General features: G+C 68.7%; 26 protein-coding genes. 16 read left to right on the forward strand and 10 right to left on the reverse strand.

Annotated elements, in window-relative coordinates; genetic code table 11:
- Positions 1-29: 29 nt before the first annotated feature.
- Positions 30-1,424 carry a PspC domain-containing protein gene (locus ACFVTM_RS11665; protein WP_390203607.1) on the reverse strand — a complete coding sequence of 465 codons (1,395 nt, stop codon included), beginning with the start codon at positions 1,422-1,424 and terminating at the stop codon, positions 30-32.
- Between the two features lie 124 nt (positions 1,425-1,548).
- Here ACFVTM_RS11665 and ACFVTM_RS11670 point away from each other — a divergent pair, with 124 nt between their 5' ends.
- From ACFVTM_RS11670 to ACFVTM_RS11690, 5 genes are all read left to right on the forward strand, one after another.
- Complete coding sequence (locus ACFVTM_RS11670) at positions 1,549-3,171, forward strand: PspC domain-containing protein (RefSeq protein WP_390203608.1); 1,623 nt, start codon at positions 1,549-1,551, stop codon at positions 3,169-3,171.
- Position 3,172: 1 nt separating this feature from the next.
- Entirely contained in the window at positions 3,173-3,436 is a 264-nt protein-coding gene (locus tag ACFVTM_RS11675) for a hypothetical protein (protein ID WP_390203609.1), read from the forward strand.
- 3 nt (positions 3,437-3,439) lie between these two features.
- A complete protein-coding gene (locus ACFVTM_RS11680; RefSeq protein WP_390203610.1) occupies positions 3,440-3,694 on the forward strand; it encodes a PspC domain-containing protein in 255 nt (84 codons plus the stop codon).
- Between the two features lie 163 nt (positions 3,695-3,857).
- Positions 3,858-4,883 (forward strand): 6-phosphofructokinase, encoded by a 1,026-nt coding sequence (locus tag ACFVTM_RS11685; protein WP_390203611.1) that lies wholly within the window; start codon positions 3,858-3,860, stop codon positions 4,881-4,883.
- A gap of 107 nt (positions 4,884-4,990) precedes the next feature.
- A complete protein-coding gene (locus ACFVTM_RS11690) occupies positions 4,991-5,701 on the forward strand; it encodes a GNAT family N-acetyltransferase (RefSeq protein ID WP_390203612.1) in 711 nt (236 codons plus the stop codon).
- 17 nt (positions 5,702-5,718) lie between these two features.
- On the opposite strand, the gene ACFVTM_RS11695 is transcribed toward ACFVTM_RS11690, so the two are convergent.
- The 7 genes from ACFVTM_RS11695 to ACFVTM_RS11725 form a co-directional block, all read right to left on the reverse strand.
- A complete protein-coding gene (locus ACFVTM_RS11695; protein WP_390203613.1) occupies positions 5,719-7,299 on the reverse strand; it encodes an MFS transporter in 1,581 nt (526 codons plus the stop codon).
- An 82-nt stretch (positions 7,300-7,381) separates the two neighbouring features.
- A complete protein-coding gene (locus ACFVTM_RS11700) occupies positions 7,382-7,945 on the reverse strand; it encodes a PadR family transcriptional regulator (protein WP_390203614.1) in 564 nt (187 codons plus the stop codon).
- Between the two features lie 163 nt (positions 7,946-8,108).
- Positions 8,109-8,513 (reverse strand): ankyrin repeat domain-containing protein, encoded by a 405-nt coding sequence (locus tag ACFVTM_RS11705; protein WP_390203616.1) that lies wholly within the window; start codon positions 8,511-8,513, stop codon positions 8,109-8,111.
- The gene (locus tag ACFVTM_RS11710) at positions 8,510-9,592 is read right to left on the reverse strand and encodes a YgfZ/GcvT domain-containing protein (protein WP_390203617.1); all 1,083 of its coding nucleotides are present in this window, start codon (positions 9,590-9,592) and stop codon (positions 8,510-8,512) included. Before ACFVTM_RS11710 ends, ACFVTM_RS11705 begins: the two co-directional genes overlap by 4 nt.
- 22 nt (positions 9,593-9,614) lie before the next feature.
- Positions 9,615-10,364 carry a flavodoxin family protein gene (locus ACFVTM_RS11715; RefSeq protein ID WP_390203618.1) on the reverse strand — a complete coding sequence of 250 codons (750 nt, stop codon included), beginning with the start codon at positions 10,362-10,364 and terminating at the stop codon, positions 9,615-9,617.
- Between the two features lie 53 nt (positions 10,365-10,417).
- Positions 10,418-11,032 (reverse strand): FABP family protein, encoded by a 615-nt coding sequence (locus ACFVTM_RS11720; RefSeq protein WP_390203619.1) that lies wholly within the window; start codon positions 11,030-11,032, stop codon positions 10,418-10,420.
- A gap of 167 nt (positions 11,033-11,199) precedes the next feature.
- Positions 11,200-11,934 carry a permease gene (locus tag ACFVTM_RS11725; protein WP_390203620.1) on the reverse strand — a complete coding sequence of 245 codons (735 nt, stop codon included), beginning with the start codon at positions 11,932-11,934 and terminating at the stop codon, positions 11,200-11,202.
- 244 nt (positions 11,935-12,178) lie between these two features.
- Between ACFVTM_RS11725 and ACFVTM_RS11730 the strand changes: the two genes are divergently transcribed.
- The 10 genes from ACFVTM_RS11730 (at position 12,179) to asd (ending at position 22,933) form a co-directional block, all read left to right on the forward strand.
- A complete protein-coding gene (locus tag ACFVTM_RS11730) occupies positions 12,179-12,877 on the forward strand; it encodes a winged-helix domain-containing protein (protein WP_390203621.1) in 699 nt (232 codons plus the stop codon).
- Between the two features lie 294 nt (positions 12,878-13,171).
- Positions 13,172-14,146, forward strand: coding sequence for a mycothiol synthase (gene mshD, locus ACFVTM_RS11735; protein ID WP_390203622.1), 975 nt, complete (start codon positions 13,172-13,174; stop codon positions 14,144-14,146).
- A gap of 136 nt (positions 14,147-14,282) precedes the next feature.
- Positions 14,283-16,547: an RNA degradosome polyphosphate kinase gene (locus ACFVTM_RS11740; RefSeq protein ID WP_390203623.1), complete on the forward strand. Its 2,265-nt coding sequence runs from the start codon at positions 14,283-14,285 to the stop codon at positions 16,545-16,547.
- 11 nt (positions 16,548-16,558) lie between these two features.
- The gene (locus tag ACFVTM_RS11745) at positions 16,559-17,536 is read left to right on the forward strand and encodes an NUDIX domain-containing protein (RefSeq protein ID WP_390203624.1); all 978 of its coding nucleotides are present in this window, start codon (positions 16,559-16,561) and stop codon (positions 17,534-17,536) included.
- Positions 17,537-17,613: 77 nt separating this feature from the next.
- A complete protein-coding gene (locus ACFVTM_RS11750) occupies positions 17,614-19,263 on the forward strand; it encodes a hypothetical protein (RefSeq protein WP_390203625.1) in 1,650 nt (549 codons plus the stop codon).
- Complete coding sequence (locus ACFVTM_RS11755; RefSeq protein ID WP_390203626.1) at positions 19,260-19,709, forward strand: GntR family transcriptional regulator; 450 nt, start codon at positions 19,260-19,262, stop codon at positions 19,707-19,709. Before ACFVTM_RS11750 ends, ACFVTM_RS11755 begins: the two co-directional genes overlap by 4 nt.
- Positions 19,706-20,509, forward strand: a complete 804-nt coding sequence (locus ACFVTM_RS11760; RefSeq protein WP_390203627.1) for a thymidylate synthase — start codon at positions 19,706-19,708, stop codon at positions 20,507-20,509. The genes ACFVTM_RS11755 and ACFVTM_RS11760 overlap by 4 nt, the downstream gene beginning before the upstream one ends.
- Entirely contained in the window at positions 20,506-21,093 is a 588-nt protein-coding gene (locus ACFVTM_RS11765; RefSeq protein ID WP_390203628.1) for a dihydrofolate reductase, read from the forward strand. The genes ACFVTM_RS11760 and ACFVTM_RS11765 overlap by 4 nt, the downstream gene beginning before the upstream one ends.
- Positions 21,093-21,311 (forward strand): NF038396 family protein, encoded by a 219-nt coding sequence (locus ACFVTM_RS11770; protein ID WP_390203629.1) that lies wholly within the window; start codon positions 21,093-21,095, stop codon positions 21,309-21,311. The genes ACFVTM_RS11765 and ACFVTM_RS11770 overlap by 1 nt, the downstream gene beginning before the upstream one ends.
- 479 nt (positions 21,312-21,790) lie before the next feature.
- Positions 21,791-22,933: an aspartate-semialdehyde dehydrogenase gene (gene asd / locus ACFVTM_RS11775; RefSeq protein WP_390203630.1), complete on the forward strand. Its 1,143-nt coding sequence runs from the start codon at positions 21,791-21,793 to the stop codon at positions 22,931-22,933.
- Positions 22,934-22,939: 6 nt separating this feature from the next.
- Here asd and ACFVTM_RS11780 read toward each other — a convergent pair whose 3' ends face one another.
- Entirely contained in the window at positions 22,940-24,046 is a 1,107-nt protein-coding gene (locus ACFVTM_RS11780; protein ID WP_390203631.1) for a winged helix DNA-binding domain-containing protein, read from the reverse strand.
- A 117-nt stretch (positions 24,047-24,163) separates the two neighbouring features.
- Between ACFVTM_RS11780 and ACFVTM_RS11785 the strand changes: the two genes are divergently transcribed.
- Positions 24,164-24,694 (forward strand): hypothetical protein, encoded by a 531-nt coding sequence (locus ACFVTM_RS11785; RefSeq protein WP_390203632.1) that lies wholly within the window; start codon positions 24,164-24,166, stop codon positions 24,692-24,694.
- Positions 24,695-24,736: 42 nt separating this feature from the next.
- On the opposite strand, the gene ACFVTM_RS11790 is transcribed toward ACFVTM_RS11785, so the two are convergent.
- Complete coding sequence (locus tag ACFVTM_RS11790) at positions 24,737-25,804, reverse strand: UDP-N-acetylmuramate dehydrogenase (protein WP_390203633.1); 1,068 nt, start codon at positions 25,802-25,804, stop codon at positions 24,737-24,739.

Raw genomic sequence — 25,804 nt, forward strand, 5'->3', positions numbered from 1 at the left:
TGGTGCTGGCTGTCCTGGTGCTGGGCTGGTCACTGCTTGGCCTCTCCGTTGGCGTTGTTGACGGCAGCGCCGGCATTTCCGGCAGACGCGGCGGCCACGACGGGCAGCCGGAGCCGCACCTCGGTGCCGTCCGGGCTGCTGATGATGGCGGCGGTGCCGCCGTGGCGGTTCATCCGGCCAATGATCGATTCCCGGACGCCGAGCCGGTCCGGGGGAACCGAATCCGGGTCGAAGCCCGGGCCCCGGTCCTTGACGAAAACTTCTGCGGCGGCGTCGGTGACTTCCACATACACTGACACGGCTGCGCCGCCGTGCCGGGCGGCGTTGAGCATGGCCTCGCGGGCCGCCTGGACCAGGGCCTCGTGGCGTTGGGTCATGGCGCAGTCGCCCACGCTGACGACTTCGACCGCGTGCCCGAGTGCGTCTTCGACCTCTGCGGCGGCGGCCTTGATGCCCTCAGACAGCTGGCCGGACTCCTTGTCGGCGTCCCGGTACAGCCAGCCCCGCAGTTCGCGCTCCTGCGCGCGGGCCAGCCGGATGACGTCGTGTTCGTTGCCGGCGCGGCGCTGGATCAGCGCGAGCGTCTGCAGCACGGAATCGTGGAGGTGGGCAGCGATCTCGGCGCGCTCGGTGGCGCGCACCCGCCCCGCGCGTTCGGCCTCCAGGTCGCGCCAGAACTTGAGCCCCCACGGCAGCAGCACCAGGGCCACGCCGCCGAGCACCGCCACCGAGGCCAGGAGGGCCAGCCAGGTCTGTTCCCAGGAACCCGAGCCGGACACCATGACCAGCACGCCGGCCACCACGAGGGCGAGCCCCGCCGCGAGGCGCGCCCAGCCGCCGGCCTGGTCCGCCTTGGTCTTGTCCACGAGACCCGCCCGGCGGGTCTCGTCCAGTTGCATCCAGGCGATTGCGGCACCGCCCAGGATCGCCGCCACCGGGATCAGGGTGCCCAGCGGCACGTCAACGCCGAGGAGCCGGGCGATCAGGATCCCGGCGGCCAGCAGCAAGCCGGCGCCTAGCAGGATCTCCTTGCCGAAGGGCATGCCGGGCACCTTGGACCACCAGGACCCCTGCGGTGCGGCACCGCGCGCGCCTCGGGATCCGGGCATGCCGGGGGTTCCGGGCGCACCGGGAGTTGGCGCGGTGTCCTGGACTCCGGGGGCGTCCGGGGAGCTGACCGCCGGGGCGATCGGCGACGCCGGGCGGCGGGCGTTGCGCCGGGCGCTTTCATCCGCCGTGGGCACCATGATCCAGAGCCAGGCATAAAAAACCACCCCGGCGCCGCCTGCGAGCGCAGCCACCACCATGCCGATCCTGACCATGCGCACCGGCCAGCCCAGATGGTTGGCGAGGCCCGCGCAGACGCCGGCAATCACGCGGTCGCTGCTGCGGACCAGCGGCGGGCGGGCGGGCGCGGTTGTCATGGATCAATCCAAGCACGGATCGGGGTTCCCCGGACGCGTTTGAGGGCCCAGCCGGGGGACACTCAGGGACCGTTCAGGGTGTTCCCCAGTAGAGCCCGGCGCCGGGAACGGGAAGGATCGAAGTATGAATCCGCACACCCCGCACCCCGATGAAAGCCCGGCCTCCGCAGGCCGGCCAGCCACGGACAAACCAGACACGGAACGTCCGGGCACAGAACTTCCCGGCACGGGTCAGCCCGGCTCCGCTCCGGCCGGTCCTGAGCCGGTCGGCGCCCAACCGGCCGGCGCCGGGCCGGACAACGCCGGGCGAGACAATTCAGGCCCGGACAACGCCGCGCCGCCGCCGGCGCCGCCGCGGCTTTTCCCGGCCCCGGACGGACCGCTCCCCGCGCCGCAGTCCCAGAACTTCTTCGACTGGATCCGGGGCCAGGGCATCTACCGCGGACGGGACCGTTGGGTGGGCGGCGTGGCCAGCGGCATAGCCCACCGGCTCGGCGTCGACCCCCTGATCATTCGCGGTGTCCTGATCGTCCTGGCTGTCTTCGCCGGGATCGGCGTGCTGGCCTACGGTCTCGCCTGGGCGCTGCTGCCCGAACCTGACGGCCGCATCCACGTCCAGGAGGCCGCCGCGGGCCGGTGGACGGCCGGCATGACCGGCTCCCTCATCACCACGGTCATCGGTTTCCCGAGCCTCGGCACCGGCGTCTGGGGCTGGGACCGCTACGGCTTCGGCGCGTTCGTCTGGACCGTGTTTTGGGTGGGCGGTGCCATCTACCTCGTCTATTACCTGACCCAACGCAACAAGACCCGGAACGGAGCCACTCCCGTGCCATCGCGTTACGACTACAGCAGCCCGGCCGGCACCGCTGCCTTTGCGGGAGCCTCCCGCACTGGCGCCGGGCCGCAATCCGATGCGGGCTTCCCCGATGCCGGCCTCCCCCAGGGCGGCGGCCCGGCCTACGGCCAGCCTGGCAGCGGCTCCGGAGTCACCGGCGCCGGCCCCGTCTGGGGTCCGCCTCCGCCGTCCGGCCCCATCCCTCCCGGCCCCACCGATCCGGTTTCCCCCGGCGGCTACGGCCCGGGGTCCGGGGCCACCCCGCCCCCACCGGCCGCGCCCCGTAACCTTGGCCCCGGCGCGCCGGCTGTCGCCGTGACCGTCGGTTCGGCCCTCCTGGTGGGCGGCGGCATCAAGGCCCTCGACGCCGCCAACGTGATCGACCTCGGCGATGCCGGCAATGCCCTGGTCTGGGCGGTCGGCGCGGTCATCCTGGGCCTCGGGATCCTGTTTGCCGGGTTGCGGGGCCGGACCTCGGGAATCCTGAGCTTCTTCGCGGTGGTGGCGCTGCTAATCGGCGGAATCTTCAGTGTGGTCCCGAATGGTGACCGGTTCCGTTTCCAGAACGCGGACTGGACGCCGGCCAGCATTGAACAGGCCCGCGGCGGCTTCGAGATCACCGGCGGCGCCGGAACGGTGGACCTGACGAAGCTGGCGCTGAATCCGCCGCTGGGCTCCGACGTCGTTGTTCCGATCGACGCGACAGCCAGCAACCTCACTGTCGTCATCCCCACGACCGTCCCCGTGCAGGTCCAGGGGGACATGACGATGGGGAGCCTCCACGACGGCAACCAGGACCGCGGCGGCATCACCAAGCAGCAAAGCGATTACAACACCGCGAAGCCGGGCGCCCGGCTGGTCCTGCAGGTCTCCGGCACCGTGAGCAACGTGACCATCAAGGAAGGAAACTGACATGAGCAGCTATGACGACTCCCGGCCCGACGCCGGGCAGGACCTTGAACAGACCGGTTCCCCGGCCCGGGTGGGCACGGTGGTCTGGGGGCTGATAGTAGTGGCACTGGCCGCGCTGCTCATCATTTCCCGGCTGGGCCTCGTGGCCCTCAACGGCACCTATGTGCTGATCGGCCTGATGATCGGGGCGGGCGCCGCCCTGATCATCGGCGGGCTGGTCTCGGCACGCAGGCGTGACAAGAAACCAACAACAGGGAAGTCTTGAACCATGGATAAATTCTTCGACACCATCCGGGGCTTCGGCCTAAAACGCGGTCCGCAGCGCTGGCTTGGCGGGGTTTGCGGTGGAATCGCCGCCAAACTCAATGTTGATGTGGCCTATGTCCGGATCGCCTACCTGCTCTTGAGCCTTCTCCCTGGGCCGGCGTTCGTGGTCTACCTTGCCGCGTGGCTGCTCCTTCCGGACCAGCGCAACGCAATCGTCCTCCAAAGCTTCCTGTCGAAGCGTTCCTCCCGGCCCTGATACCGCCACAGGCCCGCCCCCGCGTCCCGCAAAGTGCCCCCGCCGCCAGGCGGGGGCACTTTTGTAACCGTTTGTGTCCTGCCCCACACCCGCCACTAGACTCTAGGTGAGCTCAGCGTGGCGCTCTGCCTGTACCCCTTCAAACCAGGATTTGAGCCAAGACATGAAAATTGGAATCCTCACCAGCGGCGGAGACTGCCCCGGACTGAACGCCGTCATCCGTGGCGCCGTCCTCAAGGGAATCGCGGTCCACGGCCAGCAGTTCGTAGGGTTCAAGGATGGCTGGCGCGGCGTTGTCGAGGGCGACATTGTGGAGATCCCCCGCACCATGGTCCGCGGCATCGCCAAGCAGGGCGGCACCATCCTCGGCACGTCCCGCACCAACCCGTTCGAGAACGGCGGCGGCCCCGAGGTCATCAAAGCCAACATGGACCGCCTCGGGATCGACGCCATCATCGCCATCGGCGGCGAGGGCACCCTGGCCGCCGCCAAGCGGCTCACCGACGCCGGCCTGAAGATCGTGGGCGTGCCCAAGACGGTCGACAACGACCTCGACGCCACGGACTACACCTTCGGCTTCGACACTGCCGTGGAAATCGCCACCGAGGCGATCGACCGGCTGCGCACCACCGGGGAGTCCCACCACCGCTGCATGATCGCCGAGGTCATGGGCCGGCACGTGGGCTGGATCGCCCTGCACGCCGGCATGGCCTCGGGCGCCCACGCCATCCTGATCCCGGAGCAAAAGGCCTCCATGGACCAGATCGCCGAGTGGGTCGTCTCCGCCCACGACCGTGGCCGCGCCCCGCTGCTGGTCGTTGCCGAGGGGTTCGTGCCCGAGGGCCAGGAGTCCCCGCATTCGGAGCGCGGACTGGACACGTTTGGCCGCCCCCGTCTCGGCGGCATCGCCGAAATGCTGGCGCCCGAACTCGAGGCACGCACCGGCATCGAGACCCGCGCGACGGTCCTGGGCCACATCCAGCGCGGTGGCGTCCCGACGGCGTTCGACCGCGTCCTGGCCACCCGGCTGGGCATGGCGGCGATTGACTCGGTGGTGGAGAAGCGCTGGGGCACCATGGTGTCGCTGCACGGCACGGACATTGTGCATGTCGGCTTCGACGCCGCTCTCGGCAACCTGAAGTCCGTACCGCAGAGCCGCTATGACGAGGCCGCCGTTCTCTTCGGCTAGGAGGCCTCTGCGGCTAAGCGGGCGACGGCAGACAGGGATGCGGCCCGCAGGCGGCGGCCCGGCGGCTGCGCCCGGAACCCCGGCCCCGCGGTAGGTAGGGTTGTTGCATGACTCTTGAGCCCGGTTCCGCTGAAATTGTCCAGCTCGCGTGGGCGCGCCGTTTAGGGTTCGACGACGGCGCCTTCGCGGCCGCCGCAGGTGTACGGCTCACCCGGGCCGACGAGACGGCCCGGTCCGTGCAGTTCGTCCGCCTGTTCGGCAACTCCGCCCTGGTTGGCCCCCAATGGGCGCTGGACGCCGCCGAAGGCCTCTCCGACGAGGAACTGGCCCAGCACGTGACGCTGCTGACCATCACCCGCGCGCACGGCGGCCACGGTCTGGGCGCCGCCGCGCTGTTCTTCGCCGACGACCTCCCCCTGCAGCAGCGCTCCGGGGAACTGACCGTCTCGCACGGGAACCCGGAAGCGATTGAACTGGAGTCGTTCTGCCCGCCCGACGACGTCAACGAGGTGGGCCTCGCGGACCTCGAACACCGTTTCACCGTCCTGCATCTGGAAGACGGACGCCGGACGCCGGTGGCCTGCGGGGCCTACGCCGAATGGGAGGGGCTCCTGGCCCACCTGGGCGTGCTGGTTGCGCCTGAATGGCGCCGCCGCGGGCTGGGCAAGCTGGCCGCCTCAATTGCCGCCCACGAGGCCCTCGCCGCCGGGCTGACGCTGCAGTGGCGTTCCGAGGTCAGCAACAAGGGGTCGCTGGCGTTGGCCCGGAGCCTCGGTTTCTCCGCCGGCGGCATCCAGACCAGCGTGCTGCTGGGCTGATCCGGATGCCGGCCGGACTAGCGCCGCTCCGCGGCGGCGTTGTCCGTTCGGCCGCTTGCCTTGTCCGCGCCGTCAGCCGTGCCGCCTGCCCCTGCGCCGGCCGCCGCGTCTGATGCGGCAGCGGCACCCGGGGCACCCCAGCCCTGGACCGGCTTGGGTTTGGCGAAGAAGAGCGCCACGGCGGCGCCGAGCAGGATGACGGCCGCGGGCAGCAGGATGGACTGGCCCATCGCCGTCGAGAACCCCTCATGCAGCGCCTCGGGCAGCGCTCCGCCGAAGCCCATGGGGCTGGCATCCCCGCCAGCTCCGGGACGGGCGGGAAGCTCGGCCGCCAGCCGCGCCTGGATGAGGACCGCGATCGCGGCGCTGCCGAGCACGGCGCCGATCTGGCGGGTGGTGTTGTAGACGCCCGAGCCGGCCCCGGCCTGCCGCGGCGGCAGGTTGCGCGTGGCGGTGGAGCTCAACGGCGCCCAGATACCCGCATTGGCGAAGCCCAGCACTGCGCTCGGGAGCAGGAACAGCCAGATGGGCGTGTCCGGGTGCATGAGCAGGGAGTTCCAGAACAGCGCCACGGACATCAGGACCAGGCCCGTTGCCGTGATGAATTTCGGGTTGACCTTGTCGATGATCCGGCCGACCACCGGCGCGAGGCCGCCCGAGATGAGGGCCATGGGCACCATCATGAGCGCCGATTCGGTGGGGGTCAGGCCGCGGACGATCTGGTAGTAGAAGATCAGCGGCAGGCTGAATGCCGTGACGGTGAAGCCCACCGTGGTGATCGCGATGTTGGCGAGCGAGAAGTTGCGGTCCGTGAAGAGGGACAGCGGCAGCAGCGGCTCACCCTTGTTGAACCGCTGCCACAGGACAAAGGCCACCAGCACTGCGATGCCGCTGATGATCAGGCCCCAGACGGTGATGGGTCCGGCGATGGTGCCCCAGTCATACGTCTCGCCTTCCTGGATCCCGAAGACCAGGAGGAACAGGCCCAGGGCGCTGAGCAGCACGCCGGGGATATCGAATTTGTGCGGGTGCGTGCTCAGGGTGGGGACGAAGCGCTGGGCGAGGACGAAGCCTGCAATGCCGACGGGGACGTTGATGAAGAAGATCCACTCCCAGCCGAGGCCGTCCACCAGCACGCCGCCGAGGATCGGGCCGACCAGGGTGGCGACGCCGGCCGTGGCGCCCCAGATGCCCATGGCCGCTCCACGCCGGTCCGGCGCGAAGATCCGGGTGATGACGGCCATGGTCTGCGGCGTCATCATGGCCGCGCCGAGGCCCTGGACCACGCGGGCCGCGATCAGGGTCTCGACGTTGCCGGAGAGCCCGCACCACAGCGAGGCCAGCGTGAAGACCACGAGGCCGGAGAGGTAGAGCTTCTTCGGCCCGAAACGGTCCCCGAGCCGGCCCGTGATGAGCAGCGGCACGGCATAGGCCAGCAGGTAGGCGCTGGTGACCCAGATGACCGCGTTGATGTCAGTGTTGAGGCCCTCCATGATGCTCGGGTTGGCCACCGAGACGATGGTGGTGTCGATCAGGATCATGAAGAAGCCGATCACCAGGGACCAGAGTGCCGGCCATGGCCGGGCTACGTTTTCCATGGGGTTCCTTAGGGTCTGGTGTGAATACTGGATGGGAGATGCTGGGGGCGGCCAGGTTCCGGCCGCCGGTTGTGCAAGGGCGTCACCACGGCAGTTCGCCGGAGCGGAGCTGGTCCTGCAGGCCGCCGATCCAGGCAATTTCGGCCTGCAGCGTGCTCTGCTGGTACTGGACATCGATCCAGTACTTGCGGTCCACGCCCTTCGCCTTGAGCCGCTCCTCGCCGGAGAGCAGGAAGTCGAGCTGTTCGCGCAGCGCCCGTTGGCGCCGGTCCAGGAGCTCGACGACGACGTCGGCGGGCAGGTTGTAGGCCTCGGAGATGGCCAGCGGGAAGGACGGGTATTCGTTGACCGGGGCGGCGAGCATGTCCTGGAGCCATGCCGTGAACGCCTCGCGGCCGGCTGCCGAGATCGTGTACGTGGTGCGCTCCGGACGGTTGCCTCCCCGGTCCGTTCCCGTTGCCGCGACAAGACCCTGCTCTGCGAGCCGACCGACGGCGTGATAGAGGGTCCCCGGCCGGACCTTGACCAGCCGGTCCTCGTGCCGGGCGATCAGGAGCTGGTACATCTCGTAGGGATGCATGGGTTCCTCCACGAGCAGGGAAAGTGCGGCGACACCCAGCGGTGTCAATGCGGTTACCCGGGCCATGGTGCAGTCCTCTGCGGTCTCAAGTGCTCTTACTCCACACCGATTATTCCATGTGGAGTATTTGGCGGCAATTGTCCCAAATCCTGCACGGCCGGCGCCGGCCAGGCTGCGCAGGCCGCCGGGCCAGGCAGGCCTGCCCGGCGGCCGGGCGCCGGCGGCGGGGTCAGCCGAGGAGGGCCAGGATGTCCGTGCGGGCGAACATTTCGGCGGCGGCCCGCGCGGAGGGGGTGCCGGCGTCGGGGTCCGCCCCGGCCGCCAACAGCTCCTGGGCGACGTCCGTGTAGCCCTTGAAGACGGCGCCGGCCAGCGGCGTCTGGCCGCGGTCATTAGGCATGTTGGCGTCGCCGCCGTGCTCCAGGATCAGCCGGACGGTGCCGGCGTGGCCGTGGTAGGCCGCCAGCATGACCAGCGAGTCGCCGGAGGCAGTGGTCAGCGTGGCCGGGGCGCCGGCGGCCAGGTAGCCGCCCAGCAGCGCGGAGTTGCCCTCGCGGGCCGCGTCGAAGAGCGTGTGGGCCAGCGCCAGCGTGTCGTCGTCGGGCGCTGAATCCTTCGGGGAAGAGTCGCTCATCGGGTCCCCCGCAGGAAGCCGGTCTGGCGGCCTACGACCTGGCCGGCGTCGGGGGCCACAATGACCTCCTGGGCCGCGGCGTAGGGCTCGTCACCGTCGACAACGGTCAGGACGTCCTCCGGGGCGACGGAACGCTTGATCACGGCCAGGGCCACGGGGCCCATTTCGTAGTGCTGCGCCACGGAGGTCACGACGCCCACCTTGCGGTCGCCGGCGCGTACCTCGCTGCCGGCCGCGGGCAGGGTGTGCTGGGATCCGTCAAGCTGGAGGAACACGAGCCGCCGCGGCGGGTGGCCCAGGTTGTGGACGCGCGCGATCGCCTCCTGGCCTTTGTAGCAGCCCTTGGCCAGGTGCACGGCGGTGCGGAGGAGGTCGAGTTCGTGCGGGATGGTCTTGTCGTCTGTTTCCGCGCCCCACCGGGGCCGCCATGCGGCTATCCGCAAGGCTTCGGAAGCCATGGTGCCGGCGAGGGCCCGGTCCCCCACCGTCTCGACCAGCTCAGCCGCGGGCACGAGGTACTCGAACCAGGGCCGCTCCAGTCCGGGGTGGGCGTCCTCGCCCACCACCGCGTAAGAGTAGCCGCCGGCGCCGACGTGCGGCCAGGGATCTTCCCAGGCCTGCAGCTGCGACCACTCCGGGATGCGCCGCGTGGAACCGAGCACGGCCCAGTCGGCGGAGACGTCGGCGATCTCGACCCGGAGCATGAATTTCATCTTGTTCAGCCATTCGGCCAGCGGGGCCGCCTCGGCCCCTTCGACGATCAGCCAGGTGGTGGCGCCGTCGTCCACCACGCGGGCGTCAAACTCGATCCGGCCCTGGACGCTCAGCAACAGCAGTTCGGTGGACTGGCCGGGGGCCAGGGAAGTGAGCTGCTGGGAGGACAGGGTGTTGAGCCAGCTCAGGCGGTCCGGTCCGCTGACCGTGACCACGCCGCGGTAGGAGAGATCGACGACGGCGGTGCCGGCGGCCAGCGCCCGCTGCTCCCGGAGCGGCTCGCCGTAGTGGGCGGCGACGCCGGCGTCGGCGCCGCCGGCCTCAACGGCGGCCGGGCGCGACAACAGGGGGCTCTTGATAGTCATATTGAAAGGAACGTCCTTAGCTTTAGCGGTATTCCGGATTTTCAAAGTCGAAACGGGTGCCGGCCTTCCAGGCGTCGGGGAGGTTTCCGTAGGACGGAATGCCGCCGGCATCCTTGAGCAACCGCGCCAGGTGCAGCATGTTCCAGGTCATGAAGGTGGTGTTGCGGTTGGTGAAATCACTCTCGGGGCCACCGGACCCTTCGTCAAGATAGCTCGGCCCTGGCCCGACGGGGCCGATCCACCCGGCGTCGGCCTGCGGCGGGATGGTGAAGCCGATGTGCTGGAGGCTGTACAGGACGTTCATGGCACAATGCTTGATCCCGTCCTCATTGCCGGTGATCAGGCAGCCGCCCACCTTGGGATAGTACGCCCACTGGCCCTTCGCGTTCAGCTGCCCGGAGTGGGCGTAGAGGCGTTCGATGAGCTTCTTGGTCTGGGAGGAGTTGTCCCCCAGCCAGATGGGCCCGGCGACGACCACGATGTCCGCTTCCTTGACGGCCGGGTAGATTTCCGGCCATTCATCGGTGGCCCAGCCGTGTTCGCGCATGTCCGGGTAGACGCCGCTGGCGATGTCATGGTCCACCGTGCGGATCACGCGGGTTGTCACACCCTGCTTCTCCATGATCTGGCGGCTGACCTCGATCAGGCCCTGGGTGTTGGACACATCCGGGGACCTCTTAAGGGTGCCGTTGAAGTACACGGCCTTGAGGTCGGCGTAGCTGGCCTTGCCGGCGTCGGTGCTGGTGCCTGTGCCGGCAGCTGAGTCGTTCACGGTGTTTCTCCTTGGTCGATGCAGACAACGGAAAAATCAGTGAGACCGCGTGGTTAGCCTACTTTGGCGAGGATGGCCGACGCGTGGGCCTCCAGGCCGCCGCCCGCCGTCGACCCCTTGCCGGTGGCCACATCCCAGCGCCACAGCAGGTTCCCTTCTACGAGCCCGAAGATCCGGGTGGCCGCCGTGTACTCCTTGGAGTGGCTGCCGCGCATCACCATGTCGGTGCTGAGCTGGATCTGGGGGCCCTTGATCTGGCCGTAGTACAGCTCCGAGATCCCGCCGGGGTGGGCGATGGAGACGGAGATGTCGAAGCCGCCGTCGCTGTTGCGCAGGGCCTCGACTTCGTCCGCGCTCTTAAGCACCGGAACGATGTCGCCTGGAATCAGGCCCGGGCCGCTGTCCTCCTCGCGCTGCTTGCGGTCAAGGGCCCAGAAACCGGTCTCCACCGTCAGCGGGCGCAGCTTCGTGCCCTCGTCGTCGGTCAGCCAGCTCTCGGCGCGGTACTGCAGGTACGGCAGGCCATTGTGCGTGAACGAGACATGCTGCACGAAGTGCTCGGAGTCCTCGTCCCCGGCTCCCAGCCGGCCACTGCCCTCCCACTCACCAATGAGCCAGGACAGCGGAACGATTTCGGGGGTCAGATCAGTAGGGATTTCAATCGGCACAGCATCTACCTCTGGAAGCTACGGGTTCTGGAACGTGCTACTTCTGGCCTTTGAAGAGGCGGTACACGACGAAGCCGGCAAACCAGGCCATGGACAGGCTGGCCACGCCGAGCAGGACAAGGAAGAAGATCTCATATGCAAGTACGGACATGATGCCATCCTAACGCCTAGTAGATGAGTAGTTTGTCTATGAAGTACGCCAGCGATCCGACCGCCGACACCGGGCCAAGGCCCATGCCCACGGCCGCCAAAACGGTCAAGCCCTCGCCGCTGAGAATGACCAGGCGGCGGAAGCTCACCAGCACCGCGCCCACGACGACGCCGGCGAGGGCAGCCGGAAGCACTGCGATGTCGGAGAACACCAGGCCGGCCAGCGGCCCGGCGAGCCCCGCGGCCACGATGCCCAGCGGCGCCACGATCCGGTCAGGCCAGCGGATCAGCCCCGCCATCAGGGCGATCGCCGCACTGACCGCGGCCACGAGGATCATTTCGCGGACGCCGTTGAAGCGTGAGCTCGCAATCCAACCGGCGCCCAGGCAGGACAGCAGGACCCCCGAGCACGAGCCCAGGGTGGATTCGAGCCGCTGGGCCTGGCCGGTACCCCGGATCAGCTGCATGACGAAGATGGCCATCACCCCGACCGCCATGAACGAAGGCGTCCAGTCCAGGAAGCCGGGAGCCGGGAGATAGGTCGCCGCCACGGCCGACCCGACGCCGGGCAGGCCGATCAGGGCCGCGAGGGTCTTCTTGGCGGGGATGCCGAGGAAATAGGGCCAGCCAATGCCGATGCCGAGGGCGCTGAGGACCCCGACGGCCAGTAGGGCCTCAGGCGAGACGTAAGCGCCGGCAACGATGGCCACCAGGCCGGCCAGGCCGATGATCCCGACGCTCCACGGTTTCACCGTTGGCTCGCCATCGGCAGACCTGTCCTGGTCGTACCTTCGCTCACTGCGGACCCCAATTCGACTCGGCTCAATTTCCACGGGCCGCGGGCCCTGACGGTTCAATCCTGCCCTATATGAACGGTATGTGTCGCAAAAGGACCGGCCGGAGGTGACGGGACCATGGCCGGAAAGGGGCCTTTAGGTATACTCATCATCAGCAACACAGACGCCCAACGATGCGCGGACACCCCTTGGAGGAACAATGTCGCACATCCTGCTATTGACGAACAGCACCGGAACATCCGTGGACGTCCTGCCTGCTCTGGAACTGTTGAACCACCGGGTGCACATCCTTCCGGCCGAGCCCACGGCCCTGCTCGAAACCGACCCCTGCGACATTGTCCTTTTGGATGCCCGCAAGGACCTGGTGGGCGCACGTTCCCTCACCCAGCTGCTCAAGGCCACCGGCCTCAGCGCTCCCCTGATGCTCATCCTGACCGAGGGCGGCATGGCTGCCGTCTCCTCGGCGTGGGCCGTGGACGACATCCTCCTGGAATCCGCGGGCCCGGCGGAGGTCGAAGCCCGGATCCGCCTCGGCGTGGCACGCGCCGTCCCCGAGCAGGAGGATGTCCCGACCGAAATCCGGGCCGCCGGCGTCGTGATTGACGAGGCCAGCTACACCGCACGGGTCAACGGCGCGGCACTGAACCTGACCTTCAAGGAATTTGAACTGCTGAAATACCTGGCCCAGCACCCCGGCCGGGTGTTCACCCGCCAGCAGCTGCTGACCGAAGTCTGGGGCTATGACTACTACGGCGGCACCCGCACCGTGGACGTCCACGTCCGGCGGCTCCGCGCCAAACTGGGCGCCGACCATGAAAACCTGATCAGCACGGTCCGCAACGTCGGTTACCGCCTGACCCTGGTCCGCCAGCCCGAGGACGAACTCACCGAGGCCTGAGCGGCACCGCCCCAGCATAGGGCACAGCAGCACAGGACATACCAGCACAGGGCGTTGCGAACGCAGAAGGCCCCGGAATCCAGAGTCCGGGGCCTTCTTGTTGCAATTTCAGTGCTGCAATTATTCAGTGCGGCAGTTCAGTGGAGGACATACGGGTCGAACGTATCGAGGCCACCCCAGTGGTGGATCCCCCTCGCATCTGGCGGAACGCCGGACGAGATATCGACTATACGCCGACGCCCGGAGTTGAACAAAATCGGCCGCCGGCGGCCGGGCACCCGATAGCCTTGCACCATGAGCCCTGCGCACCCGGAAAACTGGCCCGTCCATGCTGTCAAAGGAACCGTGGACGGCAGGCTGCTGAGGGACGTCGCCGCCCTTGTGGCTGCGGCGGAAGAGTCCGACGGCAATCCGCCGCTGTCCGAACAAACCCTTGTCACGCTGCGCGCCGCCGACGCCGGCGAGCATTCGGTGCTGGCCTTCGCCCTCTACGCCCCGGACGACAAGCTGGATCCGGCGACTGCGCAGGACCTGGCCGGCGTCGCCGTCGTGATCGAAGAACCCGACGGCACGGGGGTCCTGGAGATCGCCGTCCACCCCAGCTACCGCAACCAGGGCGTGGGCGACCGCCTGGTGGGAGAACTGAAGAACGTCCGCGGATTCGCCGGCCTGAAGGCCTGGTCCCACGGAAACCATGAGGCCGCCGCGGACCTCGCGGCCCGCTATGGCTACGGCGCCGTCCGCGAACTCTGGAAGATGCGGCTGATGACGGCGGCGGCAGCCCTGCCGGAGATCCGGCTCCCGGAGGGCGTGCAGCTCCGCGCTTTCGTGCCCGGCCGGGACGAGGACGCCTGGCTGGCCGCCAACAAGGCCGCCTTCGCCCACCACCCGGAGCAGGGCAACATGACGCGCGCCGATTTGGACGCCCGGATGGCCGAACCTTGGTTTGATCCGGCAGGGTTCCTGCTGGCTGTGGACCCGACGGACCGGCTTCTGGGGTTCCACTGGACCAAGGTGCACCCCCGGCATGGCAATCACCCCGCGATCGGCGAGGTCTATGTTGTGGGCGTAACCCCGGAGGCCCAGGGCTCCGGGCTGGGCAAGGCGCTCACCGTCGCCGGCATCAGGCACCTGCAGGACCTCGGGCTCCGTGCCGTCATGCTCTACGTCGATGCCGACAACGCCCCCGCAGTCTCCCTCTACCGCCGGCTCGGATTCACCCGCTGGGATGTCGACGTCATGTACGCGCCGCTCCCGCAGCAGCACTGACCGGCGGCCCCGCGGCCCTTGGCGGCCGTTAGTCAAGTCGGCGGACGACCGTCCCGCCCGGGCCGCAATCTGGGGTCATCTGGCCGTGATTGCTTGTAAGGTTGAACCTACATCGCGCCAGCATTGAGGAGACACCATGCCACGGGATACTGCCCGGACATCCACGTCTGAACCAGCTACGTCGGAAAAGGGGGCGCGTCCGGTACGAGCCCGCTTTGGCTCCTCCGAAGTGCCGGCCTCACGCGCCACCCAGGACCGGATCGACATTCCGGAGTTCGCGCCGAACCTGGAACCGGAAGGCGACATCAGCCCCGACCGGTTCCTGGACCGGGAGCTCAGCTGGCTTGCCTTCAACGCCCGGGTCCTGGAACTCGCCGAGGACCCCAACCTGTACCTGCTGGAGCGGGTCAGCTTCCTGTCCATCTTCGCCTCCAACCTGGATGAGTTCTTCATGGTCCGGGTGGCCGGGCTGAAGCGAAGGATCGCCACCGGGCTCGCGGTCCCCTCCCCCGCCGGGCTGAGTCCCATGCAGGTTTTGGAGCAGATCGGCGAGGCCGCGCACCAGCTGCAGCAGCGCCACGCCCGTGTCTACGCCGAACAGATCCGCCCGGCGCTGGCCTACGAGCACATCCACCTCATGCACTGGGAGGAGCTGGACTCGCAGGCCAAGGACCAGCTCAGCGCCATGTTCGCGGAGAAGGTCTTCCCGATCCTGACCCCGCTGGCCGTGGACCCGGCCCACCCGTTCCCCTACATCTCGGGGCTGTCCCTGAACCTGGCCGTGGTGGTCCGCAACCCGGTCAGCGACAAGGAGCTCTTCGCCCGCGTCAAGGTCCCGGACCAGCTGCCGCGCCTGATCTCCATCGACGGCGCCCGCGCCGGCTCCGTCGCCGGGCGGGTGGCACGGTTCATCGCGCTCGAAGAAGTGATCGCGGTGCATCTGGACCAGCTGTTCGCCGGCATGGAGGTCCTGGAGCACCACATCTTCCGGGTGACCCGCAACGAGGACGTCGAGGTCGAAGAGGACGACGCCGAGAACCTCCTGCAGGCATTGGAGAAGGAACTCCTGCGCCGCCGGTTCGGCCCGCCTGTCCGGCTTGAGGTCACCAATGACATCAACCCCAACATCCGCGCCCTGCTGATCCGCGAGCTCGGCGTCGAGGAATCCGAGGTCTACTCCGTGCCGGCTCCGCTGGACCTGCGCGGCCTGTCGGTGATTGCCGGGATCGACCGGGCGGACCTGCACTACCCGAAGCACGTCCCGCACACCTCCCGGTACCTCAACGAATCGGAGACCTCCAAGGCGGCCAACGTCTTTGCCGCCATGCGGCGCCGGGACATCCTCCTGCACCACCCGTATGACTCCTTCTCCACCTCCGTCCAGGCGTTCCTGGAACAGGCGGCCGCGGACCCGAAGGTCCAGGCCATCAAGCAGACCCTGTACCGCACGTCCGGCGACTCCCCGATTGTCGATGCGCTGATCGACGCCGCCGAGGCCGGCAAGCAGGTCCTGGCCCTCGTGGAGATCAAAGCCCGCTTCGACGAGCAGGCCAACATCTCCTGGGCCCGGAAACTCGAACAGGCCGGCGTCCACGTGGTGTACGGCATCGTGGGCCTGAAGACCCACTGCAAGCTCTCGCTCGTGGTCCGCCAGGAAGTGGACGGCCTGCGCCGCTACTGCCACATCGGCACCGGCAACTACCACCCCCGCACGGCCCGCTACTACGAGGACCTGGGCCTGCTGACGGCCAACGAGCAAGTGGGCGAAGACCTCTCCAAGCTGTTCAACCAGCTCTCCGGCTACGCGCCGAAGTCCACGTTCAAGAGGCTGCTCGTGGCGCCGCGCTCGGTCCGGTCCGGGCTGATCGACAGGATCGAAACCGAGATCCGGAATGCCAGGGCCGGCATCGCCGCCCGCGTCCAGATCAAGGTCAACTCGATGGTGGACGAGGCCATCATCGATTCCCTGTACCGTGCGTCCCAGGCCGGAGTGCGGGTGGACGTCATTGTCCGCGGCATCTGCTCCCTGCGTCCCGGAGTCCCGGGCCTCAGCGAAAACATCACGGTCCGCTCCGTGCTGGGCCGCTTCCTGGAGCACTCGCGCGTCTTCGCCTTCGCCAACGCCGGCGACCCGGTGGTGTACATCGGCTCGGCCGACATGATGCACCGCAACCTCGACCGCCGCGTGGAGGCGCTCGTGCAGCTGGCCAGCGGCAATGACACGAGCTATGTCCTGGACTTGCTGGACCGCTACATGGTTCCCGAAACCGCCAGCTGGCACCTGGACAGCCAGGGCGAATGGACCCGCCACCACCTGGCAGAAGACGGCCGGAACCTCCAGGACGTCCAGTCCTGGCTGCTCGCCTCCCGTTCGCGCCAGCGCTCGACCAGCCTGCGGTAGGGACCGTGAGTGTGAGCAGCGATGCACTGATTGCGGACCAGACCGACCGTCCAGATGAAGAGATTGCCGTTACGGCGGCGGGCGCCATCCCGTGGCGGCTCAATTCGGCAAACAAGGACCAGCTCGAGGTCCTGCTGATTCACCGCCCGCGGTATGACGACTGGTCCTGGCCGAAGGGCAAGATCGACGCCGGCGAGACCATCCCGGAGTGCGCTGTCCGCGAGGTGGAGGAGGAGATCGGGCTCACCGCTCCGCTGGGGATCCCGCTTCCGGCCATCCATTACCACGTGGCCGCCGGCTTGAAGGTGGTCCACTACTGGGCGGTCGACGTCGACGGCGCTGCCTTGCTGCCGGACGGCACGGAAGTCGACAGCGTCATGTGGTGCCCTCCCGAGAAGGCCGCCCGCCTCCTGAGCAACCCCGGCGACGTTGAGCCGCTGCAGCACCTCGTGAACGCCCACGACCGCGGCGAACTGGCAACCTGGCCACTGCTGATCGTGCGCCATGCCAAGGCCAAACCGCGCTCCTCCTGGACCAAGGCCGAAGGTGACCGGCCGCTCGCGGCCACCGGAGCCCGGCAGGCACAGGCGGTGGGGCGGCTGCTGCAGGCGTGGAAGCCCGCGCGGATCGTTTCGAGCCCGTGGCTGCGGTGCGTGGCCACCATCGCACCGTACGCCAAGGCGGCTGACGCCAAGGTGAAGCTCAACGAATCCCTGACCGAGCACCGGCACGGCCGCAGCCCGCACAAGACGGCCGCCGTCGTCGAGGGGCTGTTCGACAAGCAGCGGGCCGTGGCCCTGTGCACGCACCGCCCGGCACTGCCGACCGTCCTGAAGCAACTGGGCAAGCACATGAGCTCCCGGTTGCGGGATCTGCTGCCGTCCTCGGACCCCTTCCTGGCGCCCGGCGAGATTGTGGTGTGTCATGTGGCGCGCGGCAGCAAGAACAAGGTGGTTGCCGTGGAGCGGTTCAAGCCGTTCGACGACTGACACCTTGACCCCCCGGGCCCCGAGAACTAGTTTGTATCAATAGCTTGGTACAAAGCTGCTGAATCTTGGGGGATTTCATGCCTGTCCAGTTCTACGTTCCGCCGATGCTGCTGCTGGGCCCGGCGATCGCGGCGCTGCTGGTCTATGCCGTGCTGCGGTGGGTGGTCTGGGCCCCGGGGACCGGAACGACGCCGCGGAGCGTGTCCGAGCACGGGCTGTGGGTGGGCGTGATCGGCTGGCTGGCGAGCTCCCTCCAGGGCGCCATGACCCTGGGCATCATCCCGGCCAACCCAACCGCCGCGTCCGTCGTGAACGCCGAGTCGATTATCCCGGCACTGGGCTGGCCGGTCCTGGGCTGCCTGGCCGTGCATGCCCTGGGCCAGGTCAGTTACCCGGGTCCGCGGCGAATGCGGCGGCAGGCCGTGCTGTCGGTGCGGCGGATCCGGGACTTCCTGCCCCGCAGGCTGGCATTGACCACGGCTGCGATCTTCGTCTCGGCTGCCGCGGCCATCGCCCGGACCGCCACGCTGCCCGGATTCGCGGCCGTGGCCCCCTGGACCATCAACGACGGCGACAGCTACAACAGCGGCGGCGGTGACGGCCGTATCCCCGGACCGGAAGAGGCCGCCTGGCTCGGGGGCGCCCTGCTGGTGCTGGCCGTCGGTACTTGGCTGGTTTTGTGGCTGATTTCCCGCCGCCGCCAGCTGGAGTCCCTCGACGCCGTCGACAATGCGGTACTGCGGAGCATCGCGATGAACCGGCTGCTGCGCACGGTGTCCATGGTGGCTGCCGGGCTGGCGGTCATCGCGGGCAACTTCGCGTCCCGTCCCGATCCCGCCGACGGACCGGCGTCTTGGACGAACTTCGCCGCCCTGGCGGGGATGGCGGTCCTGGTGGTGATGTGGTGCTGGCGTCCGCCGCGGCTCGCCTCCGCAGGCCTGGGCGTCCGGAACCGGCCCGAATCCGGACTCGCCGCCGGACCCCGGCACCCGGCGGTCAGACTGATCTCCTCGCTCGGAGCACTCCTTGGCCTCGCGGCTGCCGTGCCGCTCGTGGCCGGCGTCTTCCTCACCCCCGTGGTCATGGCGGCCGCCAGCCTGGGCCTTGCGGGAATCGTGGCCCTGATGGCCACCGCGGTCCTGCTGGCCATCGCCGGCGGCGAGCTGCTCCTGCAACGCAATTACGGAAGTCCGGAAGCACCGCGCGGCTGGCCCCGGCAGCCCGTGAGCCCCGCCCTGCTGACCACGGCCGCCCTGGCCCTGCTGGTCTTCCTGGCCGTCGTTGGGGTCACGGCCGCGGGGCCCGCCCTCCCGGGCGAGGAGCTTGACTGGGTACCGGCCGCCCTGCTCATGGCCGGCACAGCAGCCGTTTCGCTGCCGGCGCTCTTGGCCGCCCGCCGCCGGCACGGGGTGCCCGGCCTTCCCTCGGGCATGGACGCGGCCCTGCGCGCCATCACTGTGCACCGGGCAGTGCGGACCCTTGCGGCCGCCCTGACCGCCCAGGCCGCGGTCCTGCTGCTGACCCAAAGCCAGGTCTGGGCGGCGGTGCTGGGGCCGGACGCCTTCGGGGAGGGCGTCCCTCCGGCCGCCGGATCGTGGTGGCCGGCGGCCCTGGCCGGCTCCGTCCTGGCCGGCGTTGCCGTAGTCATCGCCGTCATCCCCGTCCGCATGCTGGCCCGGGACCGTCCGGCTCCGGCTCCGCGGCCGGACAAGGAGCCCGCCACGTGACGGCAGGGCTCTCCGTCGACCTCCGCTCCCCTGTTCCGCCCTTCGAGCAGATCCGGTCGCAGGTGGCGTCCCTGATTGCGGCCGGGACGCTGGCACCGGGAAGCCGGCTGCCGACCGTCCGCAGCCTCGCGGCGGACCTGGGCCTGGCGGCCGGGACCGTCGCCCGGGCCTACAAGGAGCTCGAGCTGGCGGGGCTGGTCGAAACCCGGCGGCGCAACGGCACCGTCGTCGCGCGGACGGGGGCCGCGCCGGTCCCTGGGGCCGCGCCCGGGCAAGCGGCAGCGCCGGCGGCTCCCGCGGAGGTGATTGCCGCCGTCGACCGCTACATTGCGGGCGGCCGCGCAGCAGGACTGGACGACGCCGCCCTGCTGGCGGTCCTGCGCGCCCGGCTCAGCAGCAAGACGGATAAGGAGAGCCGGCGACTTCTCAGTAGACTGGACCCGTGAGCATTCCTACGCCCTATGAAGACCTCCTGCGCGACGTCCTCGAGCACGGCACGCACAAATCGGACCGCACCGGCACCGGCACCCTCAGTGTTTTCGGCCGCCAGCTCCGCTTCGACCTGAGCAAAACTTTCCCGCTCATCACCACCAAGCGGGTGCACTTCAAGTCCGTCGCGGTGGAGCTGCTGTGGTTCCTGCGCGGGGACACCAACGTCAAATGGATGCAGGACCAGGGCGTCACCATCTGGGACGAATGGGCCGACGCCGACGGCGAACTCGGTCCCGTGTACGGGGTCCAGTGGCGGTCCTGGCCCACGCCCGACGGCGGTCACATCGACCAGATCGCCGAACTCATCGAGAACCTGAAGTCCAACCCGGACTCGCGCCGGCACATCGTCTCGGCCTGGAACGTCTCCGAGCTCAAGGACATGGCGCTGCCCCCGTGCCACGCGTTCTTCCAGTTCTACGTGGCCGACGGCAAGCTCTCCTGCCAGCTCTACCAGCGCTCGGCGGACACGTTCCTGGGCGTGCCGTTCAACATCGCCTCCTACGCCCTGCTGACGCTCATGATCGCGCAGCAGACCGGGCTGGAACCGGGCGAATTCGTCTGGACCGGCGGGGATGTCCACATCTACGACAACCACATGGACCAGGTCCTCAAGCAGCTCGCCCGCGAACCCTACGAGTACCCCCAGCTGAACATCACACGCAAGCCGGACTCCATTTTCGACTACACCCTCGAGGACTTCGAGGTGGTCGGCTACCAGCACCACCCCACGATTAAGGCCCCGATAGCCGTATGAGCAACGACGACGCCATGGATCCCATGGCCTTCACCGAAAAAATCGCCGCCAGCACCACCGGCATCGGGCTGGTCTGGGCGCAGACCACGGCAGGGGTGATCGGCAAGGACGGCGACATGCCGTGGCACCTTCCCGAAGACATGAAGCACTTCACCCGGCTGACCACCGGACATCCGGTGATCATGGGGCGCAAGACCTGGCTGTCCTTCCCGGACAAGTACCGTCCGCTGCCGGACCGCACCAACATTGTGGTCACCAGGCAGGAAGGCTGGGGCGACACTTCCGAGGCGGAGGGAGCGCTCGCAGTGAAGTCGCTCGACGACGCGCTGCTGGAGTCCCAGTTCGCTCCGGGCCACGAGACCGTGTGGGTTCTGGGCGGCGGGGAAATCTTCGCGCAGACCCTGGACATCGCCGATGTCGCCGTGGTGACGTTCATCGATTCCGAGACGGACGGCGACACCTACGCGCCCGAGCTGACCTATGAATGGAAGCTGGCGGCGAGTGAGCCGGCCACCGGCTGGCTCACGTCCGCCACCGGGACGCGGTACCGGTTCACCATGTGGCGCCGGACGGAGGCCAAGTAATGCTGCGCAAGCCCGAGACTCTCTTTGTCCTGGGGTACATGCTCCTGCCCCTGCTCGCGCTGCTTTCGGCCATAGTGGGACTGACCATGATCCTGGGCGGCAACAAGATCATCGGCGCGATCGTGCTGGTGGTGGTGACCCAGGTCTTCACGTTCGGGGCGGTCTTTGCGCTGCGCCGGCGGAAGTCCGCGCTGCTGGAAGAGCCGCGCGGCGACTAGCGCCGCCCGGGAGCGCCGCCCCGCCATACGGGACCGCAACCCGGGGTGATGGGGAGATCACCCCATCGCCTGGTGCCGGCGTCCGGGCTAGATTGGGCGGGTTGGGTTTGTACACCGGGATGCACATGGCCTTGGCCGCGGCCGTTAGGCTGATGCGCGGATAAGGGGCTGCCGTTTTGGCTGGAAACTTGCAAAACGGCTCCTCACCAACGCCGAGGAGCAGGAAAAGGCCAGCAACGCGGCGGCCATCGAGGACTCCCGTGTGGATGTACCTGGTGATCCTGGTTCCGCTGTTCGCGGCCTGGGCCGGCTACGCCAAGGAGCGCCGGGCCGAACGGCTCCGCAGCGCCCGCAGCCTTCCCCGGCCTGTCGAATAGGCGGCACGGTTCCGGCCCCGCGTCGTCCGCAAACGCGTGCTGAATCCGACGGCGTGACGTAACCGACTGCGTCTGGCAGCCGGTGAAGTCTAAACTGGGCCCATGACTACAGCAGCTACCCCGTCTGTCGGCCTCGTCGGCTGGCGCGGCATGGTCGGTTCCGTCCTGATGCAGCGAATGCAGGACGAGGGCGACTTCGCCAACATCAACCCGGTCTTCTTCTCCACCTCGAACGCCGGCGGTGCCGCCCCGGCCGTTGCCGGTGCCGCCACAGGCGCCACCGGCAAGCTCGAGGACGCATTTGACCTCGAGACGCTGGCGAAGCTGCCCATTATTGTCACCGCCCAGGGCGGCGACTACACCAAGCAGGTCCACGGTGAACTCCGCAGCCGCGGCTGGGACGGCCTCTGGATCGATGCCGCCTCCACGCTGCGCATGAATGAGGACTCCATCATCGTGCTGGACCCCATCAACCGGGACGTCATCGACGCCGGCCTCACCGGCGGGGTGAAGGACTACATCGGCGGCAACTGCACGGTGTCCTGCATGCTGATGGGACTCGGCGGGCTGTTCAAGAACGACCTCGTCGAGTGGGGCACCTCCATGACCTACCAGGCGGCGTCCGGCGGCGGCGCGCGCCACATGCGTGAACTGCTGAACCAGTTCGGCAGCCTCAACGCCGAGGTGAGCAGCGAACTGGACAACCCGGCGTCGGCGATCCTGGAGATCGACCGGAAGGTCCTGGCGCACCAGCGCACCGAAATCGACGCGACCCAGTTCGGCGTTCCGCTTGCCGGTTCCCTGATCCCCTGGATTGACGCGGACCTCGGCAACGGCCAGTCCAAAGAGGAATGGAAGGCCGGGGTGGAGACCAACAAGATCCTTGGCACTTCGGCCGGGAACCGGGTCATCATGGACGGCCTGTGCGTCCGGATCGGTGCCATGCGCTCGCACTCCCAGGCCCTCACGCTGAAGCTCCGCGAAGACCTCTCCGTGTCCGAGATCGAAAAGCTCCTGGACACGGACAACGAGTGGGCCCGCGTGGTGCCGAACACCAAGGAAGCCTCGATGGCCGAACTCACGCCCGTGGCGGCGTCCGGCACCCTGGACATCCCGGTGGGCCGCATCCGCAAGCTGGAGATGGGTCCGCAGTACATCAGCGCGTTCACGGTGGGCGACCAGCTGCTGTGGGGCGCCGCCGAGCCGCTGCGGCGCATGCTCCGCATCGCCACCGGGAATCTCTAAGCATCCTCAGCCGCCTAAGAATCTTAGGTACTTCGCGGCCTGCAGCTCAAAGGACTTTTGGGCGGCAGGCCGCAGCCCGTTAACCGCGTCAAAAGGTTCAGGCACGACGGCGCCCGCCCGGCCCGTGCCCGCCCGCGCCCAGGTGCCAATCACCTGGCCGCCGGAGACGATGGTCTTCTTGAACATCCCGTTGCCGCCGGGGACCACCTTGTCAGCGTCCCCCGGCGCCAGCACGAGGGACCGGTCCGTGTAGCCCAGCAGGAACTCGTCGAACCCCGGCAGGGCAAACACCGTGCGCTGGCCGGGCACGCCGTCGTCCAGCAGTGCCGCGGTGGCCGGCGACAGCCAGTAGGTGGCTCCTTCGAACTCCAGCCCCACCAGCTGGTCTGACACGCGAGCCAGGGCGGTGCGGACCTCCGTCAGCGGCGTGCTGGACCACCAGGCGAAGTCCCGTTCCGTGGCCGGGCCGTGGCTGAGCATGTACCGGAGCAGCAGTTCCGCGATGCCTTCGGCACGGTCCAGTTCGCGCGATTTTGGAATCCACTCGTCGAACGCTTTGATGAGCTGCTGATTCCCCGCGAGCGGTCCCTGGACCAGCCAGGCCCGCTGGCACAGCATCCCCAGCAGGTGGATTCCGCGCTGGCCCGCCGTCGACTGCCCCGCGGCCTCAAAGGCCGCGAAAAGCTGCTGGCGCGTCGCCGATCGGCCGCCTTGGACGAGTTCCAGGGCCGCGTCACGGCTTGCTTCCACGTCCCGGCCGTCAATCTCCAGCTCCCGGTGGCGCCCGGCCATGCCACGGATCAGCCGATCAGAGGTAATCGCCAGCATCCACTTCAAATCTTCCGGGGCCAGCACGTGCAGGGTGCCGCGCATGGGCCACGAGCGGACGATCTCCGCCCGATCCAGCGCCCCGCGGACATCGTCAACCCGGGCACCCGGAACGCGCTGGCCGACAGCCCAGAGCGCGGCCCGCAGGTCTTGGGCCTGCATCGCCGTCATGGTGCGGACGGCCTCCGGGACGGACTCAAACCCTGGTCCCAGAAGTCCCTGCGAAGCCAGCCGCAGCCTGCCCATGATTCCGGGAGTGAGCCGGACGCGCGTCGTGATTGCCATGGACCCATGGTAGGCCGCCCGCAGGGAGACACCCATGGCAGGGCTCCCGCGCCCGTTGTCGGGCTGTTGCCCGGCTGTTCCCAGCCGTCTTCCAGCGGGCCTCCCTACCCTTGATGCATGACTATGAGTGAGGTGTGGCCGCAGCTGCGGCCCCTGTGCCGGAGGCTGGCCCTGCTGGGCTGGGCCTCCAGCGCCGCCGGCATGGCTGCCGGTCTCGCCGTCGCCATCGCCAGCGGCACCCGGCTTTCGCCCATGATGAGTACGCTGCAGCTGGTGGCCGGTTTGTGTATGGCGGTGTCGGTGGCCAGCTTTGTCACAGCCGCGGCGCTGCAGCCGCGGGCACGGTCTCAGGCACGGTCGCAGGCACTGGCGCAGAAGGGCGTGAACCGCGGAAGCAGCGCCCCGCGTGGCCGGGACCTTCACCTCGACTACGCCGGCGAATTTCCGGCCACCGTACAGGCTTTCCTGCTCGGCTCGCTGGCGTTGCTCGCCGGCGCCATAGCGTTTGCGTGCGCCGGGCTGGTGCTGCAAAGCGGTCCCAGCGTTCAATCCGTGGCGTTCTGCCAGGTCTTCCTGCTCGGGGCCTCAGCTTCCGGTTTCACCTTCATGCTCTTCAGCAAGGTGACCCCCCGCCCCACGGACCGCTAGGCGCGGCGCTGAGGCGCCGTGCCGACGATGGCCGAGCGTTCGTTAGAGTTCGACGCCGATCAGCAGCGGTTCCGGGTGCAGTTCAATGCCGAACCGTTTGACGACGCCGTGGCGCACCTCGCGCGCGACGGCCAGCATGTCCGCGGTGCTGGCCCCTCCCCGGTTGGTGATGGCGAGTGTGTGCTTGGTGGAAAGCGATGCCCGGCCGCCCGAGACGCTGTTCGGGTCCAGCCCGAAGCCCTTGGCGAACCCGGCCTGGTCGATCAGCCAGGCCGCCGAGAGCTTGGTCAGCCCATCCGCGCCGCCCGGGTAACGCGGGGCCTCCTGCGGCAGCCGTGCCGCCATTTCTTCAGGCACTATCGGGTTGGTGAAGAATGATCCCGTGGAGTAGGTGTCACGGTCCTTCGCATCCCAGACCATGCCCTTGGACGCCCTCAGCCGCAGCACTTCGCGCCGGACGTCATTGGAGTAGGCCCGCCGGCCCTGCTCGACGCCGAGGGACCGGGCGAGCTCGGCGTAGCGGATGGGGGCACTCATCCGGCCTAGCGGGAGCTGGAATTCCACCGTGAGCACCAAATAGCGCGGCGAGCCGTTGACGGTGGTTCGCTTCAGGATGGAGTCACGGTAGCCGAACGCGAGTTCGGAATTCGTGAAGGTCTTCACCGCATTGCGTTCCCGGTCCCAGGTGCGCACCGCGGCGATGGTCTGCGACACGTCGGCCCCGTAGGCGCCGACGTTCTGTACGGGAGTGGCGCCCGTGGCGCCGGGGATCCCGGAAAGCGCCTCGACGCCGGACCAGGCGTGCTTCACGGCGTGCTCGACGAAGGCGTCCCAGTTGTGGCCGGCCTGGACCACCACCGCCACGCCGCCGCAGGAGTCCTCGGCGTTGACCGTGAACCCTTCCGAGGCGATCTTCAGCACCGTACCGGGGAACCCGTCGTCGGAGACCAGCAGGTTGGAGCCGCCGCCGATGATCAGCAGGGGCTGGCCGGCGGCGTCCGCCGTGCGGACCGCGTCGATGATCCCTGCCTCGCTGTCGGCCTCGATGTAGCTGCCGGCGGGGCCGCCGACGGCGGAGGTGGTCAGGGCGGAAAGCTGAATCTGGGTCAC

The sequence above is a fragment of the Arthrobacter sp. NPDC058130 genome, assembly GCF_042884475.1.
Lineage (GTDB): Bacteria > Actinomycetota > Actinomycetes > Actinomycetales > Micrococcaceae > Arthrobacter.

Coding starts and splice junctions, on each gene's coding strand:
- ACFVTM_RS11690 (WP_390203612.1), top strand. CDS start 4,991: ATGACTCTTGAGCCCGGTTCCGCTGAAATTGTCCAGCTCGCGTGGGCG.
- ACFVTM_RS11675 (WP_390203609.1), top strand. CDS start 3,173: ATGAGCAGCTATGACGACTCCCGGCCCGACGCCGGGCAGGACCTTGAA.
- ACFVTM_RS11695 (WP_390203613.1), bottom strand. CDS start 7,299: ATGGAAAACGTAGCCCGGCCATGGCCGGCACTCTGGTCCCTGGTGATC.
- ACFVTM_RS11705 (WP_390203616.1), bottom strand. CDS start 8,513: ATGAGCGACTCTTCCCCGAAGGATTCAGCGCCCGACGACGACACGCTG.
- ACFVTM_RS11700 (WP_390203614.1), bottom strand. CDS start 7,945: ATGGCCCGGGTAACCGCATTGACACCGCTGGGTGTCGCCGCACTTTCC.
- ACFVTM_RS11780 (WP_390203631.1), bottom strand. CDS start 24,046: ATGGCAATCACGACGCGCGTCCGGCTCACTCCCGGAATCATGGGCAGG.
- ACFVTM_RS11740 (WP_390203623.1), top strand. CDS start 14,283: ATGCCACGGGATACTGCCCGGACATCCACGTCTGAACCAGCTACGTCG.
- ACFVTM_RS11685 (WP_390203611.1), top strand. CDS start 3,858: ATGAAAATTGGAATCCTCACCAGCGGCGGAGACTGCCCCGGACTGAAC.
- ACFVTM_RS11765 (WP_390203628.1), top strand. CDS start 20,506: ATGAGCAACGACGACGCCATGGATCCCATGGCCTTCACCGAAAAAATC.
- ACFVTM_RS11680 (WP_390203610.1), top strand. CDS start 3,440: ATGGATAAATTCTTCGACACCATCCGGGGCTTCGGCCTAAAACGCGGT.
- ACFVTM_RS11750 (WP_390203625.1), top strand. CDS start 17,614: ATGCCTGTCCAGTTCTACGTTCCGCCGATGCTGCTGCTGGGCCCGGCG.
- mshD (WP_390203622.1), top strand. CDS start 13,172: ATGAGCCCTGCGCACCCGGAAAACTGGCCCGTCCATGCTGTCAAAGGA.
- ACFVTM_RS11730 (WP_390203621.1), top strand. CDS start 12,179: ATGTCGCACATCCTGCTATTGACGAACAGCACCGGAACATCCGTGGAC.
- ACFVTM_RS11665 (WP_390203607.1), bottom strand. CDS start 1,424: ATGACAACCGCGCCCGCCCGCCCGCCGCTGGTCCGCAGCAGCGACCGC.
- ACFVTM_RS11770 (WP_390203629.1), top strand. CDS start 21,093: ATGCTGCGCAAGCCCGAGACTCTCTTTGTCCTGGGGTACATGCTCCTG.
- ACFVTM_RS11710 (WP_390203617.1), bottom strand. CDS start 9,592: ATGACTATCAAGAGCCCCCTGTTGTCGCGCCCGGCCGCCGTTGAGGCC.
- ACFVTM_RS11670 (WP_390203608.1), top strand. CDS start 1,549: ATGAATCCGCACACCCCGCACCCCGATGAAAGCCCGGCCTCCGCAGGC.
- ACFVTM_RS11785 (WP_390203632.1), top strand. CDS start 24,164: ATGACTATGAGTGAGGTGTGGCCGCAGCTGCGGCCCCTGTGCCGGAGG.
- asd (WP_390203630.1), top strand. CDS start 21,791: ATGACTACAGCAGCTACCCCGTCTGTCGGCCTCGTCGGCTGGCGCGGC.